At 30.0% G+C, this 22,130-nt stretch carries 20 protein-coding genes; 14 read left to right on the top strand and 6 right to left on the bottom strand.

Annotation, left to right across the window (positions count from 1 at the left end; translation table 11 throughout):
- Positions 1-92 precede the first annotated feature (92 nt).
- From EQ921_RS08890 to rimO, 4 genes are all read left to right on the top strand, one after another.
- A complete protein-coding gene (locus tag EQ921_RS08890) occupies positions 93-2,018 on the top strand; it encodes a T9SS type A sorting domain-containing protein (RefSeq protein ID WP_128331386.1) in 1,926 nt (641 codons plus the stop codon).
- Between the two features lie 105 nt (positions 2,019-2,123).
- Entirely contained in the window at positions 2,124-3,290 is a 1,167-nt protein-coding gene (locus tag EQ921_RS08885; RefSeq protein WP_128152580.1) for a class I SAM-dependent RNA methyltransferase, read from the top strand.
- Positions 3,291-3,408: 118 nt separating this feature from the next.
- Positions 3,409-4,368 (top strand): hypothetical protein, encoded by a 960-nt coding sequence (locus EQ921_RS08880; protein WP_128331385.1) that lies wholly within the window; start codon positions 3,409-3,411, stop codon positions 4,366-4,368.
- Positions 4,369-4,437: 69 nt separating this feature from the next.
- On the top strand, positions 4,438-5,739 hold the full coding sequence (gene rimO, locus EQ921_RS08875) for a 30S ribosomal protein S12 methylthiotransferase RimO (protein WP_128331384.1): 1,302 nt from the start codon (positions 4,438-4,440) through the stop codon (positions 5,737-5,739).
- A gap of 84 nt (positions 5,740-5,823) precedes the next feature.
- Here the strand turns inward: rimO and EQ921_RS08870 are convergent, their stop codons facing one another.
- Positions 5,824-6,312 (bottom strand): septal ring lytic transglycosylase RlpA family protein, encoded by a 489-nt coding sequence (locus EQ921_RS08870; protein ID WP_255424463.1) that lies wholly within the window; start codon positions 6,310-6,312, stop codon positions 5,824-5,826.
- 283 nt (positions 6,313-6,595) lie between these two features.
- On the opposite strand from EQ921_RS08870, the gene EQ921_RS08865 reads away from it, so the two are divergent.
- From EQ921_RS08865 to EQ921_RS08855, 3 genes are all read left to right on the top strand, one after another.
- A complete protein-coding gene (locus tag EQ921_RS08865) occupies positions 6,596-7,084 on the top strand; it encodes a hypothetical protein (RefSeq protein ID WP_128331383.1) in 489 nt (162 codons plus the stop codon).
- A gap of 70 nt (positions 7,085-7,154) precedes the next feature.
- Positions 7,155-9,764 (top strand): alanine--tRNA ligase, encoded by a 2,610-nt coding sequence (gene alaS / locus EQ921_RS08860; protein ID WP_128331382.1) that lies wholly within the window; start codon positions 7,155-7,157, stop codon positions 9,762-9,764.
- Positions 9,765-9,916: 152 nt separating this feature from the next.
- Positions 9,917-10,951: an LLM class flavin-dependent oxidoreductase gene (locus EQ921_RS08855; protein WP_128331381.1), complete on the top strand. Its 1,035-nt coding sequence runs from the start codon at positions 9,917-9,919 to the stop codon at positions 10,949-10,951.
- An 88-nt stretch (positions 10,952-11,039) separates the two neighbouring features.
- Here the strand turns inward: EQ921_RS08855 and EQ921_RS08850 are convergent, their stop codons facing one another.
- Positions 11,040-12,797 (bottom strand): long-chain fatty acid--CoA ligase, encoded by a 1,758-nt coding sequence (locus EQ921_RS08850; RefSeq protein WP_128331380.1) that lies wholly within the window; start codon positions 12,795-12,797, stop codon positions 11,040-11,042.
- Positions 12,798-12,968: 171 nt separating this feature from the next.
- On the opposite strand from EQ921_RS08850, the gene EQ921_RS08845 reads away from it, so the two are divergent.
- The 3 genes from EQ921_RS08845 to EQ921_RS08835 all read left to right on the top strand — a co-directional run bounded on the left by EQ921_RS08845 (position 12,969) and on the right by EQ921_RS08835 (position 16,368).
- Positions 12,969-14,480, top strand: a complete 1,512-nt coding sequence (locus EQ921_RS08845) for a GH3 auxin-responsive promoter family protein (RefSeq protein WP_370449519.1) — start codon at positions 12,969-12,971, stop codon at positions 14,478-14,480.
- A gap of 37 nt (positions 14,481-14,517) precedes the next feature.
- Entirely contained in the window at positions 14,518-14,898 is a 381-nt protein-coding gene (locus tag EQ921_RS08840; RefSeq protein WP_128331379.1) for a hypothetical protein, read from the top strand.
- Positions 14,899-15,087: 189 nt separating this feature from the next.
- On the top strand, positions 15,088-16,368 hold the full coding sequence (locus EQ921_RS08835) for a replication-associated recombination protein A (protein WP_128152589.1): 1,281 nt from the start codon (positions 15,088-15,090) through the stop codon (positions 16,366-16,368).
- A 64-nt stretch (positions 16,369-16,432) separates the two neighbouring features.
- Here EQ921_RS08835 and EQ921_RS08830 read toward each other — a convergent pair whose 3' ends face one another.
- The 4 genes from EQ921_RS08830 to EQ921_RS08815 all read right to left on the bottom strand — a co-directional run bounded on the left by EQ921_RS08830 (position 16,433) and on the right by EQ921_RS08815 (position 19,478).
- Complete coding sequence (locus EQ921_RS08830; protein WP_128331378.1) at positions 16,433-16,978, bottom strand: plastocyanin/azurin family copper-binding protein; 546 nt, start codon at positions 16,976-16,978, stop codon at positions 16,433-16,435.
- A gap of 103 nt (positions 16,979-17,081) precedes the next feature.
- Positions 17,082-18,293 carry a hypothetical protein gene (locus tag EQ921_RS08825; protein ID WP_128331377.1) on the bottom strand — a complete coding sequence of 404 codons (1,212 nt, stop codon included), beginning with the start codon at positions 18,291-18,293 and terminating at the stop codon, positions 17,082-17,084.
- 10 nt (positions 18,294-18,303) lie between these two features.
- Positions 18,304-19,014: an iron-sulfur cluster repair di-iron protein gene (gene ric, locus EQ921_RS08820; protein ID WP_128153345.1), complete on the bottom strand. Its 711-nt coding sequence runs from the start codon at positions 19,012-19,014 to the stop codon at positions 18,304-18,306.
- Positions 19,015-19,034: 20 nt separating this feature from the next.
- On the bottom strand, positions 19,035-19,478 hold the full coding sequence (locus EQ921_RS08815) for an Rrf2 family transcriptional regulator (RefSeq protein WP_128331376.1): 444 nt from the start codon (positions 19,476-19,478) through the stop codon (positions 19,035-19,037).
- 168 nt (positions 19,479-19,646) lie between these two features.
- Between EQ921_RS08815 and EQ921_RS08810 the strand changes: the two genes are divergently transcribed.
- The 4 genes from EQ921_RS08810 to EQ921_RS08795 are packed head-to-tail and all read left to right on the top strand — an operon-like array spanning position 19,647 to position 22,130.
- Complete coding sequence (locus EQ921_RS08810; RefSeq protein ID WP_128331375.1) at positions 19,647-19,847, top strand: hypothetical protein; 201 nt, start codon at positions 19,647-19,649, stop codon at positions 19,845-19,847.
- Between the two features lie 20 nt (positions 19,848-19,867).
- The gene (locus EQ921_RS08805) at positions 19,868-20,341 is read left to right on the top strand and encodes a hypothetical protein (RefSeq protein WP_128331374.1); all 474 of its coding nucleotides are present in this window, start codon (positions 19,868-19,870) and stop codon (positions 20,339-20,341) included.
- Entirely contained in the window at positions 20,341-21,222 is an 882-nt protein-coding gene (locus tag EQ921_RS08800) for a hypothetical protein (protein WP_128331373.1), read from the top strand. Before EQ921_RS08805 ends, EQ921_RS08800 begins: the two co-directional genes overlap by 1 nt.
- 56 nt (positions 21,223-21,278) lie before the next feature.
- The gene (locus EQ921_RS08795; RefSeq protein WP_128331372.1) at positions 21,279-22,130 is read left to right on the top strand and encodes a fructosamine kinase family protein; all 852 of its coding nucleotides are present in this window, start codon (positions 21,279-21,281) and stop codon (positions 22,128-22,130) included.

The raw sequence follows: 22,130 nt of genomic DNA, 5'->3' as shown, positions 1-22,130 counted from the left end.
TTGTATACTAATATGATATATAACATTTATATATATAAATATTTATGGGATAGATTACGTATATTTGTATCCTAATAATAAAAATAAGCTATATGAAAAACTATTTTTTACTTTTAATAATGTCATTCAGCCTGTGGCAGGTAAAAGGACAAAATTTAACGAAGAACGAAGTATTAAAATTAGAATACCAGGTTCGCGATAGTAAGACAATTTACAATGGAGTTAAAATTGGAGAATATTATTGGATAGATAATAATTTATATGAGCCAATAGGATCTGTAGGATATGCATCTGAGGAGGTAATTCATAAACACATGGATGTATGGGGAGTCCCTTATAATGTTTCCGCAAAAGATTTCGATCGGTATTACGGACGATATTATGGACCAGATGATTTACCTTATGGTGAAATGTATGAAAATAACAAACTATCTTCAGGATGGGGATTTCCGAATATGAGTGATTTTAATCAATTATTTGCTATGTGTGGTACGGGATCCTATACAGATATTAAAGAATATCTAGGAGCCAAACCCAATGATAATCCGGCAGCAGTTAATCTTATAGGAAGTGGTGATTTTAGTAATGGATATTGGTTTGAACCTAATAAAAATGTGTACGGATTCAATTTAATGCCTGGTGGAGGTCGTATGAACGGAGATTGGGAAGGATTAAAAGCAGGAGATTTTTATGCTCTTTATAAGCATGCTAAATTCAGAGTGAATTCTTGGAATAATGTTGTAACAATAGATAATCTAAATAAAATTGTTGAATTTGGAACTCCATTATATCATAAGCTTAATATAAGACTTTCAAAGAGAATTCCAGATGAAGAATTAGGATATAAACTTTATATAAAAGAAAGTGATTTAAAAAAATATGAAAATTCAAATATAATTGCAGGTTTTGATATTTCTTCCGTTGATATAAAGAAATTAGCATTAGAGGATAAAATTCCAAGTGGTTATGTTGAACTACCTAAAGGTTGGATTAGAGGGTTTTATATTCAGAAATATGGTACAGTTCCTGTGAAAAAATATCCAAAAATAACTTCTCATCTTAGAATAATTAAAGAAGATAATAAATACATATTTAAAGAAAAAGAACAAGTTAAAATTTATTTGAGAACTGATGATTTAACTAATAAAGGTGTGAAATTCGGAATATACAACCCTAAAAATGGAGTTTATAGAGATTCGTTAACTGTGCTTTCTAAAGAAGGATATCAGTATACTTGCCAATTGCCAGATAATGTTAGTGATTTTATCTTAGTTCCTTATATTGAAGACGATAAAAGTGAAAAAATCATACTTGAAAGGGAGGTAAATAGTCCATGGATAGATCGATTACCCTTGACAATTGAATACAAAACAAGTGGAAGACACATAGCATCAGCGGATTTTGAAACTACCAGTTACATGCAATTAAACATTCAAGAAAACGGAGCTAGCTTTATAAATAAGTTATTCCAGACTGAAATGGAAAAAAACTTTAAAGTTTCAATGCCAACCAGTAATCAGGAAAAAACTAAAATAGGATTATTTTACTCCAATGGAGATTTTTATACAGATATAACTGTTTCTCGAAAGAATTCATTATATAATTGTAGTATTCCCAATTCAGTTCAGGGAGGAGATTATATCATCATGCCTTATGTTAATGATAATGGAATTAAAGTAATTGAAAGAAAAGAGGGAGGATATTATATGGATAGATTGCCTTTAACAGTTTTAGAAGAAGATATTTGGGGAGATATAGATTGGAACAGTAGAACTCTGATGGTTCAGACTGAAGAAACTTTGAAACCTTATGTAAAAGATAATAACCTATATATAAAAGGGTTAAATATTCCTTCAGAAATTACTTTATATACTATGAGCGGAAATATTACAACCATTCAAAAAAATGTAACCCAACAACAAGCAATTCCGGTTCATAACCTTAAATCTGGAGTTTATATACTTCAAGTAAAAAATGATCAGGGAAAAATATCAAAATTAAAATTTATCAAAGAATAAATAAACATAATTTTGTGACGAAAAGGTTATCCAACTTGGATAACCTTTTTTTATTAGTAATAATCTTAACACTTTTACCTATTTTTGCTACAGAAATACTAAATAATGAATTTAAATCAGGAGTCATTTATAATACAGGCAAAAACTTTTTTCGGACTTGAAGATATCCTTGTGCAGGAGCTAAAAGAATTAGGTGCATCTAAAATAATAAGTAAAAACAGGGCAGTAGAATTTTATGGAGATTTAGGATTTTTGTATAAAGCTAACTATTCTCTGAGAACAGCTTTGAAAATATTAGTACCTATTTATTCTTTTCAAGCAAAAGATGAAAAAATATTTGAAAGAGAACTTCAAAAATTTCAATGGGATAAATATTTGTATAATAATCAGACATTTGCAATAGATTCAACGGTATATTCAGAGTATTTTACGCACTCGCAATATGCCTCATTAAAAATGAAAGATGCAATAGTAGACAGCTTTAGAAAAAAATTTGGAAAAAGACCAGATGTTGACACTAAAAATCCCGATATCAAGTTTCATTTACATATCAGTAATGATCAGGTAACAGTATCATTAGATAGTAGTGGAGATCCATTATTTAAAAGAGGTTACAGAAAAGCAAATTTTGAAGCTCCTATAAATGAGGTTCTTGCTTCCGGATTATTATCATTAGCTGGTTGGGATGGAAAAGGTAATTATTTAGATCCTATGTGTGGTTCAGGAACTTTGCTAATAGAAGCAGCTATGAGAGCCATGAATATTCCCCCACAGTTACATAGAACTAAATTTGGATTTATGAACTGGGCTAATTTTGATCTCGAATTATTTAATAAAATTAAAGAAACCAGACTCAATCGTATCAAACCATTTTCCGGGAAAATAGTAGGGTATGATATTTCTGAAAAAGCAATACAAACTGCTCAAACTAATATTGACGCTGCAGATTTAACAGAATTTATAGAAATAAAAAAACAGAATTTTTTCGATTCTAAAAAAGAACTCTTCCCGGTTTTATTAGTTTTTAATCCACCCTATGATGAAAGAATATCCATTGATGATAATGAATTTTATAAAAAAATAGGAGATACTTTAAAAAGTAATTATAAAAATACACTTTCCTGGTTTATAACAGCAGATTTGGAAGCTTTTAAAAAAGTAGGTTTAAGACCTTCCAGAAAGATAAAGTTATTTAATGGTAAACTGGAATGTAGATTTTTTCAATATGATATTTATGAAGGAACAAAAAAAGCAAATAAATTAATAAGTTAAAAAAAATACAAAAAATCTTTATACTATTTAATAAATCTTTAAAACATGTTATATTTGCAACTGTTATAATAATGCTTTTTATTAGTGCTTTATAAAAATTAGTAAATTTTAATTAATAATGAAAGTAACCTTAATCTCTTTAGATTATTATGGGTACGATAAATATATCGTTTCAGCAATGAAAGAGTTAGGTATTGATGCCTATCATATAGACATATATGAAAATCGATATAAATATCCAAACCTATGGGATAGGTTTAAAAATTTAATTAATAAGACATTTTTTAAGTCTAATATCAAGAGATATCACTTATATCATTTCATTAAAAATGAATTAAATCATATAGGTAAACAGGATAAAATTATAATCATACATGCAGAATGGTTATCTCCTGAAACACTTTCATTATGTAAATCTAAAAGTAATCAAATGATAGCTTATCATTATGACGGAGTACAAAGAATGCCGGCGATTACTAACACCTTTAATTATTTTGATAAAATTTACACTTATGATAAAAGCGATGCAAAAAAATATAATTTAGAATTTATTCCTAACTATATTTACGAATTAAAGGAAAAAAAGATTAATCAGACTAGAAAAGCATTTAATATTTCATCATTAGATAATAGAACTCCAATTTTGGAAAAAATAGCTTCTGTTTTAGACGAAAAAAATTTTTCATATGAATTTTTAGTAGTTAATAGAAGGCAAATTAATCTTTACAGACCGCATATTCGTACCAAAATTAAATATTTAAACCGCATGGTTTCCAGAGATACTGTTTTAGAAAAAATTGATACTTCAAGTATCATGATTGATATACAGCGACCTGAGCAAGTTGGTTTAACATTCAGAGTATTTGAATCTCTAGGTTATCACAAAAAGTTGATAACAACAAACAAAGATATTGTCAATTATGATTTTTATGATTCTAACAATATCTTACTTATAGATCCTGAAAATATTGTAATTCCCGATGAATTTCTAAATTCTGATTACAAAGATTTACCGGATGATATATTACAAAAATACAGTACTAAAAATTGGGTTAAGAAAATTTTAGACCTGGTTTAGTATTTTATCTACCATTTATTTTTTATATCTTCTCAAGACATCTTACATTTGCAAACTTAAAAGTAACTTATGCGTACTAAATCGGTTGGAAAAAAGAAAATCAATGTAATAACATTAGGTTGTTCAAAAAATGTATATGATTCAGAAGTCCTGATGAGTCAGCTTAAAGCTAATGGAAAAGAAGTAGTTCATGAAAAAAAAGGAGACATCGTAGTAATTAATACTTGCGGATTCATCGATAATGCAAAAGAAGAAAGTATATCCACTATTTTAGATTACGTTGAGCAAAAAGAACAAGGTAAAGTTGATAAAGTATTTGTTACCGGATGTTTATCCGAACGATATAAACCGGATTTAGAAAAAGAAATTCCTAACGTAGATCAATACTTTGGAACCAGAGATTTACCGCTTTTATTAAAAGCGCTAGGGGCTGATTATAAGCATGAGCTGGTGGGTGAACGTTTAGTTACCACTCCTAGACATTTTGCTTATCTGAAAATTTCAGAAGGATGCGACAGACCCTGTAGTTTTTGTGCGATTCCCTTAATGCGGGGCGGACATATTTCAACACCCATCGAAGAACTGGTAAAAGAAGCAAAATTGTTGGTTAAAGGCGGAACCCGTGAACTGATACTGATAGCTCAGGATTTAACTTATTATGGGTTAGATATTTATAAAAAAAGAGCTTTGGCTGATTTATTAAATGAATTGGTGAAAATTGATGGATTAGAATGGATAAGACTTCACTATGCTTTTCCTACAGGTTTTCCTCAGGATGTGCTTGATATCATGAAAGAACAGCCTAAAATTTGTAATTACTTAGATATTCCCCTTCAACATATTTCTGACGATATATTAAAATCAATGAAAAGAGGGACAACGAAAGAAAAAACGAATAGACTCATCAATGATTTTAGAGCTAAAGTTTCTGATATGGCCATTAGAACTACTTTAATAGTCGGATATCCGGGAGAGAGCAGAGAGCATTTTGAGGAATTAAAAGAATGGGTTGCACAGCAAAGATTTGACAGACTTGGTTGTTTTACTTATTCTCATGAAGAAAATACAACCGCTTTTAAATTAGATGATACAGTTTCTGAAGAAGAAAAGCAAGAAAGGGTTAATGAAATTATGGAAATACAATCCAAGATTTCCTGGGAATTAAATCAAGAAAAAATAGGAAATACTTACAAATGTATAATTGATAGAAAAGAAGGGGATTATTTTATAGGAAGAACTGAATATGATTCTCCTGACGTTGATAATGAAGTTTTGGTTCCTGCGGAATCTACCTATTTATCGATAGGTAGTTTCGTTAATGTTAAAATTGTTAGAGCTGAAGATTTTGATTTATACGGAGAAGTTATTTAATTTGAAATAAAGAATCTAAATATTATATATATGAAAAAACTCCGGAAATTTCCGGAGTTTTACATATAATATTACTTTTAATTTTTATAAAACTTCATAAGTTACATTTAACACACCAGCATTAAGACTAGTTAATTCAGCAAAAGCAGCTTTACTTAAATCAAAAACTCTTTTAGGAACAAAAGGTCCTCTATCTGTAATTCTAACAATTACCTCTTTACCGTTTTTAGGATTTCTTATTTTAACTTTAGTACCAAAAGGTAAAGTTTTATGTGCGGCAGTATATTCATTCATATCATATTTTTCACCGCTGGAAGTTTTTCTTCCATGAAATCTGTCCCCATACCAAGAAACTCTCCCTGATAAAGAAAGTTCTACAGCTTCTTCTTCAATACTTTTAATAATTTCTTTAGTTAAAGTATCATTTGTAATAGAGTCAAATTGTAAAGTATCTCCTTTTACTAAATTATGCCTAGAATGTTCGGTAATATGATCTGTTTCAGTATCATTAATTTGCATTGCTGTAAAAGAAAGAGACATTAATAAGACTACTGCTAATGTTACTCTTTTCATAAATTGTTTTTTTGTTTCATTTGCTGGGCAAAATTACAATTGGCAAAAATTAAAAAGTGTTAAAATATTTATTTAGACTTGAAATCACATATAAAAGACCGCCAATTATCAGTAGACAAAGGAAAATTCATGCATTGTTAAAAAAATGTTAAATAAACTTCAATATGTTAATTTTTTTAGCGTTTTAATATCATTATATTGTTAATTCATTGTTATTCAGTGTTTTATATATATTGAGGTTTATGTGAAAAATTGTATTTTTGACTATTATAAAATGTAGACTATGAATAAAGTTTTAATCATTTTGCTTATACCTTTAATATTTATGAGTTGTATTCAGGTTGAGCAAAGAAAAAATATAAAAAAAACAGAAGAATATTACAAAGTATTTTCAGAAGGAAAGAATATAGAACAATTTCTGGATTTTTATTCAGATTCAGATCCTATATGGAACGATGCCGTTTCACAATCTTCATATAAAAATAAAGAAAACATAAAAAATAAATGTCTTTCTATTTGGAATGATAAAAAGTATGAAGGTTCTAAAACAGTTTCTATAAATCAAATGCTTGCAAATGACAGTATTGTTGTTGTAAGTGGGCACTACAATTCTTATTATTACAATAACAGTAAATATGATAAAGTTCAGTTTACCGCTTGGTTATATTTTGACAAAAAAAATAAAATAAAAAAGCAAGTTGAGTGGATTCAATATCCATTTGAGGATTTACAATCAATTATTATTTTTAATCAAAACACGCAAATACAATAATTTTATTCGGATGTAATACTAACAATCCTCTTAAATTTAGTACTTTTGTAAGCCAAAATTCAGTAGAGATATGACTTCACAGCAAATCAGACAAACATTTCTTGATTTTTTTGAATCTAAAAAGCATACGATAGTTCCGTCTGCACCCATAGTTTTAAAAGATGATCCCACACTTATGTTTTCCAATTCAGGAATGACCCAGTTTAAAGACTTTTTTCTTGGATATAAAGAACCTAAAAGTGTCAGGGTGGCTGATACCCAAAAGTGTCTTCGGGTTTCCGGAAAACATAATGATTTGGATGACGTAGGTAAAGATACCTACCACCATACCATGTTTGAAATGTTGGGTAACTGGAGTTTTGGAGATTATTTCAAAAAAGAAGCAATTGACTGGGCTTGGGAGCTTTTAACCGAAGTATACAAAATACCTAAGGATTGTTTATATGTAACTATTTTTGAAGGAGATGTTAAGGAAGGGTTAACAAGTGATATGGAAGCCTTTAATTACTGGAAGCAGCACATAGACGAAAATCGTATCTTATTAGGTAATAAAAAAGATAATTTTTGGGAAATGGGTGATACAGGACCTTGTGGTCCATGTTCTGAAATACATGTAGACATAAGATCGACCGATGAAAAAGCCAGTATTGATGGAAAAACATTGGTTAATCAGGATCACCCTCAGGTCATTGAAGTATGGAATCTTGTATTCATGGAATTTCTACGCAAAGCCGACGGAAGTTTAGAAAAATTACCTAAGCAAAATGTTGATACGGGAATGGGGTTTGAAAGACTGTGTATGGTATTGCAAAATAAAACATCAAACTACGATACAGATGTATTTACGCCTTTAATTAAGCGTGTAGAAGAACTTACAGGGTACAAATATGGAAATAATACAGCTACAGATATAGCTTTTAGAGTAGTTGTAGATCACGTAAGGGCAGTGGCATTTGCAATTGCAGATGGACAACTACCTTCCAATTCAGGAGCAGGTTATGTAATCAGACGTATTTTGCGAAGAGCTACAGGATATGCATATAGATTACTTAATAAAAAAGAACCAGTTTTGTTTGAATTAATTTCAGTTCTTAAAAGTCAGATGGGGAAATTTTTCCCCGAAATAGACCAACAGGAAGAATTGATTACTGAAGTTATAAAAGAAGAAGAAACAGGCTTTTTAAGAACTATAGAACAAGGATTGGTAAGATTAGGATCTTTCATTGATTCGAACCCTGATTTAAAAGTTATACCCGGCGATGTAGTTTTTGAATTATATGATACTTATGGATTTCCTTCTGATTTGTCAAGAATTATTGCAGAGGAAAAAGGTTTATCAGTAGATGAACTAGGTTTTGAAGAGCATATGATTAAGCAAAAAGAAAGATCTAAATCTGCAAGTACATTTAAAAATTATGACTGGGAAATATTAGAAGATGATTCTGAAGAAGAATTTGTAGGGTATGATTTTTTGGAAACACATGTTAAAATTACACGATTTAGAAAAGTTGAAAATAAAGACGGTGAGTTTTATCAGCTGGTTTTTCAGGTAACTCCTTTTTATGCTGAAAGTGGTGGACAGGTAGGAGATATAGGATATATAGAAAACCCAAATGAAAAGATTGAAATAATCAATACCCGAAAAGAAAATAATCTAATAGTTCATATTGTAAAAGAACTACCCAAATACCCTGAATTTCCTTTTAATGCAGTAGTTGATAAAAAAAGGAGAGAAGCTATAACAAAAAACCACTCAGCAACCCATTTATTGCATGAAGCCTTACGAGAAGTGCTGGGTACTCATGTTGAACAAAAAGGTTCGTATGTTGGACCTGAATATCTACGGTTTGATTTTTCTCATTTTAGTAAACTGACAAATGAAGAAATTTTTGAAGTTGAAAAAAAGGTGAACATGAAAATCTATGAAAGACTGGATTTGGATGAAAATCGTTCAGTACCTTTTAAAAAAGCTTTAGAAATGGGAGCAATGGCATTATTTGGTGAAAAATACGGAGATGTTGTCAGAGTTATCAAATTTGGAGAATCCGTAGAACTTTGCGGGGGTACTCATGTTAAAAATACTCAGGATATTATTTTCTTTAAAATTATGAGTGAATCTTCAAGTTCTGCAGGAGTAAGAAGAATAGAAGCTATAACTGGAGAAGTTGGGATAAATTTCCTTAAAGAGCAGACAACTCAATTTTATGAACTGCGTGCTTTATTAAAAAATACAGATGATCCGGTTAAATCAGTAGAGAAATTAATAAACGAAAACGAACAACTAAGAAAGCAGGCAGAGATATTATTAAAAGAAAAAGCATTAAATGAAAAATCTAATTGGTTAAACTCAATAGTTGAAATAAATGGAATAAATTACTTAGGTTTAATTACAGATTTAAACAATGCAGCAATCAAAGACTTAGTGTTCCAATTAAAAAATGAAAAAGAAAATTTATTTATTATCATTGGTACAAAAACAGATGATAAACCAACAATTTCAGTAGGCATATCTGATGATTTGGTTGATAAAGGATTACATGCTGGAAAAATAGTTAAAGAACTTGCCCGTGAAATTAACGGAGGGGGAGGAGGACAACCTTCTTATGCTACTGCTGGAGGTAGTAATACGTCAGGACTGGATAATGCCTTGCAAAAATCTAAGCAATGGCTTTCAAATTAATTATAATAAATTTATCATAAATTACAAACCTTTTTAGATTAAACCTAAAAAGGTTTTTTTATTTGCAGCTCCTATAAATTCTTATCCTAGGTTAATAATTTTTAAAGCTAAATCGTCGTAAATTTACTAAAACAATTAATGACGATATAAATATGGAGCTAGGAATAAGCATGTTTGGAGATATAAGAATAGATCCACATACACGGAAAATTCAGCCGGCACAGCAACGAATAAATGAATTATTAGAAGAAATCAGGTTAATGGATGAAGTAGGTCTGGATTATTTTGGTATAGGAGAGCATCACAGAGCTGACTATGCAGTTTCAAGTCCTGAAATTATTCTTGCTGCAGCTGCAACAATGACAAAAAATATAAAACTAGGAAGTGCTGTTACAGTTTTAAGTTCAGCAGATCCAGTAAAAGTTTACCAAAATTTTGCCACCTTAGATCTGATATCCGATGGGAGAGCAGAGATTATGGCAGGGCGAGGAAGTTTTATTGAGTCATTTCCTTTATTCGGGTTCAATCTTGATGATTATAACGAGTTATTTGAAGAGAAATTAAATTTGCTTTTAGAAATAAATGAACAAAATAATATAACCTGGAAAGGTAAATTTAGAGCCTCATTGAATAATCAGCAAGTATTACCCAGAGCAAAAAATGATCAATTAAATATATGGCTGGCAGCCGGAGGAACTCCGGGATCTGTTATCAGAGCTGCTAAACTGGGCTTACCTTTGATGATAGCAATTATTGGAGGTAATCCTGCAAATTTTAAACCCTTGTTTGATTTATATAAACAAGAATATATTAACAATGGTCATAGTATGGATAACTACCAGGTAGGTATTCATTCACATGCTTTATTTGGAGATAACAGCGAAGAAATAGCAGATAAATACTATCCATATTATTCGGCTCAAATGGATAGAATTGGAAGCTCAAGAGGCTGGCAGAAATATAGCAAAAGTCAGTTTAATGCTGGAAGAAGTGCTAATGGAGCTATTTTTGTTGGAGATGTAAATCAAACAATAGATAAAATATTATATCAGCAAGAATTATTCGGATTAACAAGGTTTGCAGCTCATATGGATGTGGGAGCTCCGGAGCATAAAGACATTATGCATGCTATCGAACTATATGGAACAAAAATAGCTCCACAAGTAAAAAAATCACTGGATAAATAAGATTTTTATATAATTTTAATTAACAGTTAATTAAAAAAAGCAGTATTAATTTAATACTGCTTTTACTTTCAAAAAATTATCTCTCGAATTATTTTTTGTACATATCTTCAATTAATGATTTAAATTTTTCTAAAACAATTTTGCGTCGGACTTTTAATGTAGGAGTAATTTCCCCGGAATTCATATCAAAATCTGAAGGAAGTAATTGAAATTTTTTTATTTGTTCAAAACCTGCTAAATGCGCTTGCAATTGATTAATACGTTCATTATAAAAATCTTTAATACCTTTTATCGAAACAAGTTCATCAGTAGAATTAAATTTAATATTTAAATTTTTAGCAAACTTTTTAAGAGCTTCAAAATTAGGTACAATCAGTGCAGTAACGTAAGGCTGGTTATCACCAATAATTACAGCTTGCTGTATATAGTTATCATTAGTTAGCATGTTTTCAATAGGTTGTGGAGAAACATATTTTCCATTAGAAGTTTTAAGTAAATCCTTAATACGATCCACAATAATTAAATTTCCTTTCTCATCAAACTTACCAGCATCCCCAGTTTTAAACCATCCATCTTTTGTGAAAACCTTTTGGGTTTCTTCTTCTTTTTTATAATATCCTTTAAAAACTCCATATCCCTTAATAAGAACTTCATCCTCATCACCAATAGCCACTTGTACTCCCGTAACTGGTTTACCTGCAGTTCCATGCTCATAATGAGTAAAAGGAAACGCCGTAACAGTAGCCATCGTTTCAGTTAATCCATAACCAATGGTTAAATGAATACCAATAGCATCGAAAAAGCGTGTTATATCGGAAGTTATCGAAGCACCTCCCACAGGAATAAACCATAAACGTCCGCCTAGTTGTTCTTTTACTTTTTTGAAAGCAAGTTTATTGGCTAAGTTATATTTTAATGCTAAAGATAACGGAATTTTTTCTTCTTTTCTTTTAAGCTCTGATACTTTAGCACCTACAGATATAGACCATTTGAAAAACTTCTGTGCAGCCTTTGAACTGTTTTCGATTTTTTCATTAATAGAATTATATATTTTCTGAAATAACCTAGGCACTGAGCACATAGTTGTCGGCTTCACTTCTAGCAAATACTGGGCAATTTCTTTAGGATATTCACAAAAACTCAACTCTCCACCACACGAAAGTACAAACGAGCTCCAGCAATTTTCAAAAACATGGCTTAGAGGTAGAAAGACAAGAGAATTTTCGTGAGAAGGATAAATATTAAAAAATTTGATATGAGCTTCACATACATTTATAAAACCTCCATGAGAAAGCATTACTCCCTTAGGTTCTCCGGTAGTTCCGGAAGTGTATATGATAGAAGCTATTTCATCGTCATCTTTTTCATAAACATCAAAATGAGCAGATTCATTTTGTATTAGTTTGTGGAAATGAGAAGAAAATTTACTCTTAATTTCAATAGTGTTTTTTGCAGCAATAATATGCTCAATAGAAGTACTTTTCGAGTATACTTCTAGTAAATTATCGTATTGTTTCTGATTACCTGCTAATACTATTTTAATATCAGCTTCCTCTATGATATATTTAGCCTGATCTGCAGTCAAAGTACCGTAAATTGGGACTGTAACGGCGCCTGTAGATAATATTGCAAAATTCATGATCATCCACTGGGGAATATTGTCAGCATAAATAGCTACATTATCATTAGGTTGTACACCCAGTTTTTTCAGAGAATGGGCCGTTTGCATAATCAAATCGTGAAATTCTTTCCACGAATAACTTTTCCATTCGTTATCTTCCTTAAAATTTAAGGCTGTTTTAGTATCTAGTTTTTTATTATCTAATATTAACTGTGAAAAGTTCATTTTTTCTTTCTATAATTATACATACATCAGTTAGCTATGCTTTTACGCGAGGCAAAAGTATAAATATTATTTAACTAGTAACGTAATGTAAGTAACAAATCTTATATTATTAATAATGTTTTTGCATTAATAAATGATTATACGTAATTTTAACATTCAAAAAACTTTTAAATTATGGTGTCAGGTATCGTAAATACTTTTATACAATGGTATGTTAAAAAAAGAGTTAAACAAATGGAAGTATTTATTAACAATCCTATTGATACTCAAAATGCAATATTATCAACACTAATATATAAAGCTAAAGATACTGAATATGGAAAGAAATATAATTTTAAAGACATTTCTTCCTATCAAGATTTTAGAAAACAAGTACCTCTGGTTTCTTACGAAGAGTTTGAATCTTACATAACTCGTGCAAGAAAAGGAGAAAAAGATATTATATGGCCTGGCTCTATTCAATGGTATGCAAAATCATCCGGTACTACTAATGCTCAAAGTAAATTTATTCCGATTACTAACGATAGTTTAGAAGAATGTCATTATAAAGCAGGAAAAGATTTATTTTCAATGTACGCTTTTAACAATCCTGATACAAAAATATTTGAATGTAAAAATTTAAGGTTAGGAGGTACACGCGAAAATTATGATGGTTTTGATTCCAAATATGGCGATCTTTCTGCTGTACTTATTGATAACTTACCCTTTTGGGCTGAATGGAAAAGTACACCCGATAAAGAAGTTTCCTTGTTAAAAGATTGGGAAATTAAAATGCCGGCAATAGTTGAGCAGGTTTTATCTCAGGATGTAGGTAGTTTCACCGGAGTTCCTTCTTGGATGATGGTCTTGTTGAGAAAAGTATTAGACACCACTGGAAAAAAATATATAGATGAAGTCTGGCCTAATATTGAGTGCTTTTTCCATGGGGGAATAAGCTTTACTCCCTATGCGGAACAATATAGCTCTATATTTTCAAGACCTATAAATTATTATGAAATTTATAATGCTTCAGAAGGATATTTTGCTATGCAGGATACTAATCAATCTAAGGATATGCTTCTCATGTTAGATTATGGCATATTTTATGAGTTCATACCTATGGATGAATTTTATAATGAGAATCCGACGATAGTATCTTTAGAAGAAGTTCAGTTAAATACTAATTATGCAATGATTATAAGTACAAATGGTGGTTTATGGCGTTATATAATTGGAGATACGGTTAAATTTGTTTCTCAGATACCTTATAGAATAAAAGTAACAGGCAGAACTAAATTTTATATTAATGCTTTTGGTGAAGAACTAATGGTTGAAAATGCCGAAAAAGCTCTTAAAATAGCTGAAGAAAAGACAAAAGCAATTATATCCGAATATACGGCAGGGCCTGTTTTTATGAATGGAAAAGAAAAGGGTGCGCATGAATGGGTAATTGAATTTACAAAAGAACCGGATTCATTAGATCATTTTACTCAAATACTGGATAAAGAGTTACAAAGACTTAATTCAGATTATGAAGCTAAAAGATATAATAATATGACACTTAATCTTCCGATAGTACATTCTGTACGTAAAAATCTTTTTTATGACTGGATGAAGCTAAGAGGTAAACTGGGAGGTCAGAACAAAGTTCCCAGACTTGCTAATGATCGTGAATATCTGGATTCAATATTAAGTATAAAATAAAGTCCTTTTTTTGAAAATAAAATTTAAATATAAATTTATGAAAAAATTAGGAATTTTAATAGGAGTTTTATGTATTTTATGCTCATGTTCACGTCCCGCCAATCAGACTTTGGTTGGTAATGACAGCGATAAACACGGATGTAAAGGTTCCGCAGGTTACCAGTGGTCTCAGTTAAAAAATGATTGTATCCGTACATTTGAAGATGGAGTTCAATTATCTCCTGTAAGTGTTTCAACTTCAGCTGCTTATGTTTTAAAGGTTAAAGATAAGGTTGAAGTGTTTGAGGCTTCAGTTCCCGGATCTGTCGTTTTAATTAAGCAAAATGACAAAAGCTGGAAAAACGGAGTTTGGGAAGTTGATAATGTAAATGGTAAATATTTGCTTAAAAAAAATGGAAAAGTTATTTATCAAAACTAACTTAAATTAAGTATTTCCATTGTTTAAAATCCAATTAATAATTTTAATAGAGTTATAATAATATACTTTGATAATAAAATTGTTAATAACGATTTTATTATCAAAGTATTAAAAAATATATAATAAATTATTTTTGATACAATATGAATTGGTTGTACATTTATTTATTCATTTAATTCTACTTATAATATGAATCAACCCCCATTAGCCGAAAGGATGCGCCCTAAAACTTTAGATGAATACCAATATCAGGAACATTTAATTGGTGAAGGAGCTCCTATCAGAAGAATGGTAGATAGTGGTAATATTGCATCTATGATTCTTTGGGGACCTCCGGGTACGGGTAAGACTACTTTAGCTGAAATAGTTGCATCCGAATCGAAAAGAGAATACTATACTCTGAGTGCAGTAAGTTCAGGAGTGAAAGAGGTTAGAGAGGTTATTGAACAAGCTAAGAAACAAAATCTTTTTAGCGGCAAAAGTCCCATTTTATTCATAGATGAAATACATAGATTTAATAAATCACAACAAGACAGTCTTTTACAAGCTGTAGAAAAAGGTTGGATTGTATTAATTGGTGCAACCACAGAAAATCCTAGTTTTGAAGTAGTATCCGCATTATTATCCCGTTGTCAGGTATATACCCTTTATTCTTTAGATAAAAAAGCATTGTCTAATTTACTCCACCGAGCTGTAACCGAAGATGTTTTTTTGTCTAAGAAAAAAATAAATCTGGAAGAAGAAGAAGCTCTCATGCAATTTTCAGGAGGAGATGCAAGAAAATTGTTAAACGGTCTAGATTTAGTTGTTCAGCAATTTAAGGATAATGAATCCATTGATATTACAAATGATGAAGTGAAGAAGGTTATACAGGAAAATATGGCCCTATATGACAAAGATGGAGAACAGCATTATGATATAATTTCAGCTTTTATTAAATCTATACGGGGATCTGATCCTAACGCAGCGGTATATTGGCTGGCTCGTATGTTAGAAGGAGGAGAAGATATAAAGTTTATAGCCCGTAGAATGGTAATTTCAGCCTCTGAAGATATTGGAATGGCCAATCCTACAGCATTGATTCTTGCAAATAATACATTTCAAGCAGTCAATGTCATTGGGAATCCTGAATCCAGAATATTATTGAGTCAATGTGCGATTTATCTTGCAACCTCTCCAAAATCCAATGCATCTTATTTATCAATTGATTCTGCAATTTCTTTTGTTAGAAAAACAGGTAATCTTCCAGTACCTTTACATCTTAGAAATGCACCTACTAAACTGATGAAAGATTTAAATTACGGTGTAGATTATAAATATTCGCATAACTACCCTGGTAATTTTGTATATCAGGACTTTCTTCCTGAAGAAGCATCTAATGAAACTTTTTATATTCCGGGAATTAACTCTAAAGAAAGTAAAATAAAAGAATATTTAAAAAGCTTATGGAAAGATAAGTATAACTATTAATTTTATTATTACTGAACTAACAAACAGACAATTAATAGTCTGCTTGTTAGTAAATATATATATTTTAATCTACAATTAATTTACCTCTCATCAGTACATGATGTCCTGGAAAAGTACATAGAAAATCATACGTTCCCTTCTCATTTATTGTAAAAGTAATTGTATCTGATTGACCACCCCCTAATAATTTTGTATGTGCAATTATTTTTGAAGTATCTGTAGGAATATAATCATTGGAAGCAAATTTTAAAGCTTCACGTCCAAAAGCATCTATATCGGTTCCTGATTTCAAAATTACTAGATTGTGGCCCATGTCAGCTTTGCTGGCTTTTCCTACATGAGTAAGTTTTAAAGTAATTGGTTTTCCAGCCTTTGCTTTTAACTCTGTAATATCGTATTGCATATTATCAGCACCTTCAATTTCCAGTACGTTTTCAGGTAAATTTGCACGCCTTTCTTCCTTAGATTTTTGTATGTCTTCAGCTGTTGTATTGGCTGCAATTGCTAGAGGATCCGATTTTCCTGAATTTTCACTATTTTTATTACAAGATATAATAGTCATTGAAAGTCCTAAAGCTAGTAAGCTTAATATTTTTGTTATTTTTTTCATGTTTAACTGATTTTTATTAAAAAATTTTAAATTAAATTTACTTATAATTTAGTTATTTGCAAAACTGATATTTATTAGTTTAGTATAGTTTTATTATTTTAGATCATATTCTTTTTCTGGATGTAAACATTATGCTAATTATAATGCCTGAGATTCCAAAAAGAAGAAATAGAGAAAACCAGGGAATCATTTGAAAATATATTAAAGATACCTTCCATGGTAAAAATAAAGATATCCCTTGTAAAAAAAGTAAAAATTCTGTACTTAAAAATCCTACGGTAAAAACTATAGCCCCTAAATAAAAAATTTGGGTATTGATTTTAAATGAGGAAAAAAATCCAATATAAATAAATAAGAATGTAGAGTACATACCTAACACAACTAGATGTATAAATCCAATATACAGATTTCTGATTAAGATTGAATATTCTGTTAATTCTGGAAGTATTAAAAGTAATTGTATGATTGATTTAAATGTATAGGCAATTAAAAAAACTATATAAATATAATAAATATACTGGCTTTTCAATTTAAATGCTTTTTTTAATGTTGGATGAATATACCTAATAAAATATATAAGAGAAAACAATTGAAATATATTTCCCGTATTTTGCAACCAATAAAGAATATCTAATTTTAAATCCTTCATTAGAGGGAGTGCAAAACCCAATAATGTAGCAAGCAAACTTGATATATAAAACCAATTTATTTTTTTTGGAAACTCTTTAGTGTATTTATGGTATACATTAATAATAAAAGACAGTAAGCCAAATAAAAACCAGCCGTTTATTTGAAAATGTAAAAAAAACTGTACGGATATAGAGTAAAAAACAGAGTCTTTTCCAAGCTTAGCCATTGTCATCCCTAGTGTCCAGATACCCAATGTTGAAAGCAGCAGAAAAAATAAGGATGTTTTTAAAAAAAGCTGATCTGGTTTATTCCAACAAAGATAACGCCAGGTGACATAGCAAAATACATATGCGCATACAATGTATAAGGTAGAGAATAAAATTGAAAAAAAAGCATATCCTTGAAAGGGAAAGCTGACCAGCATACCTAAAACACTTAGCTGGGTTAATTGAAAAAGTATGTTATAACTACGCTTTGTTTTTTGATTATCAGGTATGTATTGATCATAAATTATGGTATAATACATTAAAAACAACCATCCTAATAATGCTATATGAGAATGAGTATGTAAGAAATTATTGTAGGGAATTTGAAGATTATAAAGCTGGGAAAATCTTAAAATTAATCCGGCTAATGCAGCAAGAAAAAAATAAAAAAGACTAATTATGACCCAGCTTTTTTTCATTGGTTTTTTACTAATTAAAAGACGCCTCCATTTTTATAGATTTAGGAAATAAGATATTATTTTCTAAATGAATGTGCTTGTGTAAATTTTGTTCAAATTCATCTAGCATTGAAAAGGAAACTTTGTAAGTATTACAAGCTCCTTCAGGAGGAGTATATCCATGAGATAATTCCGAAATTTTTCTGAACCTGTCTCCTTCAACTGAATGATCATCCATCATCATGGCTATTGGGTTTTCAATGCTTCCAAAATGCCCCGGTTGCATCGGTTGATTACTAGATTTTGCTTCAACCATTTTGCGTATAAAAGGAAATAGTATCATTTCTTCTTTCTTTAAATGTGTAAGCAAATCTTCGGAAGATTGTAAAAAAAGTTCAAGTATTTCTTTTAGTTCAGGATTTCTTTCTCCATGTACTTTATAGACTTTGGTTAAAAATTGTGTTAATGGTGGAACCTTTTCCCTGATGTATTCGTGATGAGTTTTAACTATATAATCTGCTAATAAATCTAAAGGCCAAGAATTAAAATCTACAGACTCGTTTTTAGAAGTTATTGATTCTTCAAGTTCTTTAACCAGTTCATCAGAATTAATAGATTTTTTTTCACAAACATGCTCAACAGTTTTATCGCCTCTACAGCAAAAATCAATTTTATATTTAGAAAAAACAGCAGCAGTTCTAAAGTCTTCAGCTACAATTTCACCAATGGTTTTATTAAAGATTGCATTCATAATTGTTATATTTAATGGGTATCAATTTTCAAAAAAGTAAGTCCGTGGTCTATTCCCAGCATCAAATCCTGTAAAGATGTTTTAGTAAGCATTTGTTTAAGCTCCTCACGGATATGTTTAAAGCGGTCATGGACAGGGCAAGGAGTTAATTCGGAACATTGCGGAAGTCCTAGTGCACATCCCCTGAATACCGAATCACCGTCAATAGCCGTAACTATATCGGAAAGTTTTATTTTTTCAAGAGATATTTCTTCAATATAAAAACCTCCGGTAGGGCCTTTAAATGATTTAATGATTTTATTTTTAGTAAGTATTTGTAATATTTTAGCTGTAAATGCGACAGGAGAATTTATTTCTTCTGCAATTTCCTTAATCCCTGATTTTTGATTTTTACAGGAATGATTGGCTATTAATAGAGTTGCCCGGATGGCATATTCACAACTTTTTGAAAACATAAATAATTTTTTTTCATTGCAAATATAATAAAAAATAATAGAGGACAAAAATGTCTTTTATGAAAAATAAATATTAATTTTACTTATGCAGAAATAATAAGGCTTTAAATATTTATAATAATATATAAATAAATATTATATTTGATATTTAAGTATAAAATTTAGTTTATGTCAGAATTAATAGCATTAAAAGCACAGCAATTGGCTGCTGATTCAATATTAATGAAAAGTTATGAAGAGTTTTATAATGAAAAAGGTTTTTTTTCACTAAAAACCCTAATCTTGCCGGAGCTAAAAGAAGACCTCCAAAATTTCCAATTAACTCTAAAGGTTTTTCTCAAAAATGGACAGAGCCTGAATGGTTTGTGAATGCACAAAAATTTTATCTTATGTATTTAGCTGGCATGGATAAAAATAAATATGTCAAGGATTCTGATTATGAAAGTCTGAAAAAAGCTTATGACAAATGGGATCAAAGATACTATGTAGTGTTCTATGGAGATTCAGCAAAGTGGACATGTAATTTGTTTGTCGGTGAAGCCTTGTATATGGCAGGCAAAAATAGTTTAACTTCTTCATCAAAATATTATTCAGCAAAACAAATCTGGAATGAGGAAGGCATATTTAAACAAATTAAAAAGAGCGAAGTACAAAGAGGTGATATTGTATCTTTTTACAGTGGATTGCATGTAGAGATAGTAAGTCAGGTAATGGAAGAAGGTTTGATTTTTAAAGATAAAGTAAGTTTTTGTTCCAGAGGAGCAGGAAGAGGCAGTAGTGATTTTGGTACAGAAAAATGCAATGATACTCAAAATAGTAGATTAATAAATAAAAAAGACATTAAATTTTTAAGAGTATTTTAATGAAAAAAAAATTATTATATTTTGTTTTATTTGTAGTATGGCAAAGCTGTACTAAAAATACAGAAGATAAATCTGCCAAAATAGTACACAGTATTATGATAAAATATGAAGACTCTACTTTTAATAAACCGATTGATTCTTTATATATAAAAGAAACAGATACTGTTTTTTATAATAAAAAATTTTTATTGCAAGGATATTTTAAAATATTCGAAGCAGAAAAGCAATTATATTCTCAAGGAGAATTAGATAAAGGTCGTAAACTAGGTGAATGGTTAGCATTTCAGAAACAGTCAGAATCCGGACAATGGAAGCTAATTAGAAAATCAAATTATAATAAACTGGGTTATTTACAAGGAAATCTCATTTACTATAATATAAATACAGACAAACCTGCCGAGATTCATAAATATGAACAGGATGAGGAAAAAGGAAAGCAACAAATATTTTATCCTTCAGGAAAGCTACACATTGAGTATGAAAAGGATGGATGGAATAATTTTATTAATACCTATATTGTATACACTGAACAGGGTAAAGAACTATACAAAGTGGATTTAGGTAATAATGGAAACGGTTATATTAAATTTTACAATGATACGAATAAACTTGAATGGGAGGGAGGATTTGTAAATAAAAAGAAAGAGGGGTGGCATAAAAAATATAGTTCGGACAATGATAAGTCTATATTGGTCGAAAGATTATTATATAAAAATGATGATTATATCTCACGAACAATAATATTTTTACCCAATGAGAAAATAGATGTACCTGGTCAAAAAGCCGATAGCGTTACTTATAAACCTTTTGCAAATAATATTTTTGAGGTTATTTATTATCATAATGGTAACGTAATTAAAAAGGAAAAAACTGAAGGGTAAAAAAGTACTGTTTTTTAATAAATAGTATTTTTGTATTACTGACATTAAAGTAAAAAATGGATTTAAATCTTATATTTTCTGAATTGCCCTTCAAAATAATCAGATATAAGTCTCTTTCAGGAGGAGATATTAACAATTCTTTTTGGGTTGAAACAGAAAATGGAAACTTTTTTCTAAAGTTAAATAGGGCAAAACCCTATCCTCAAATGTTTAGAAAAGAAGCTAACGGATTATTATACTTGTCAGATTCCGGATTCGTTTCCGTACCAAAAGTAATAGCTACAGGAGAATCCAATAATATTCAATATCTTGTATTAGAATGGATTGCAGATAATAGAAGCAAAACACCTTCATGGGAGGATTTTGGTGTTTCCCTTGCTAAAATGCACCAAATAGTTCAGCCCTGTTTCGGTTTTAAAGAGGATAATTATATTGGAAGTATTAAGCAAATAAATACACCTTCTCATACATGGGAAGAGTTTTATTCAGAATGTAGAATATTAAAATTAGCTCATATACTATTTAATCAAAAAAAAATTGGCGCTCAGGAATTAAAACAAGGACAAAATGTATGTAAAAAATTGAATGAAATTTTTCCGGAGGAAAAACCCGCCTTACTGCATGGGGATTTATGGAGTGGAAATTATTTGGTCTCAAGCAATAACAAAATTGTTTTAATAGATCCGGCAGTATATTATGGACATAGAGAAATGGATTTAGGTATGACTCTTCTATTTGGGGGCTTTCCTTCTTGTTTTTATGAAGCATACTCAGAAGAGTATTCACTTGAAAAAAATTGGAAGCAAAGGTTACCTTTAACCCAATTGTATCCCCTAATGGTACATGCTATACTTTTTAATGGAAACTATCTACTTGAAGTTAAAAAAGTATTAAAAAAGTTTAGTTAA

Origin of the sequence: Apibacter sp. HY039, assembly GCF_004023655.1 — a bacterium.
GTDB classification, from domain to species: domain Bacteria; phylum Bacteroidota; class Bacteroidia; order Flavobacteriales; family Weeksellaceae; genus Apibacter; species Apibacter raozihei.
This window is presented reverse-complemented; position numbering and strand designations above follow the sequence as displayed.